The sequence below is a fragment of the Leptotrichia sp. oral taxon 215 str. W9775 genome (assembly GCF_000469505.1).
GTDB lineage: Bacteria > Fusobacteriota > Fusobacteriia > Fusobacteriales > Leptotrichiaceae > Leptotrichia_A.
Window position 1 is genome coordinate 71,132 of record NZ_KI272866.1, and the last position, 406, is coordinate 71,537.

Annotated in this window: 1 protein-coding gene; it reads left to right on the top strand. The window is 34.2% G+C overall.

The window, feature by feature from the left end; all coding sequences use genetic code 11:
* Window positions 1-406, top strand: a 406-nt coding sequence (locus HMPREF1984_RS09140; RefSeq protein WP_021767696.1) for an extracellular solute-binding protein, incomplete at both ends; no start/stop codon positions are given.

The window sequence follows — 406 nt, forward strand, 5'->3', positions numbered from 1 at the left end:
AAAGCAGTGGAAGTGGAGATTCAGGAAGTAAGGAACTGAATATTTATACATGGACATATTTTATACCGCAGGAAGTAATAGACGATTTTCAGAAGGAAACGGGAATAAAGGTAAATCTGAGCTATTATGACAATAATGATGTAATGATAGCAAAATTAATGTCGGGTGCAAAGGGATTTGACATAGTTTCACCATCTACAGATTATGTTGATGTGCTTATAAAGAGCGGACTTATAGAAAAACTTGACAAGCAGAAACTGGGAGAAACTTTTAACAACCTTGATAAGGATGGACTTAAGCTTGAGGAACTTTCAAAAATATACGATCCAGGCTTAAATTACTCAATACCTTATACATATTCTGCAACAGGAGTAGCGGTAAATAAAAAATTTATGAAAGATTACCC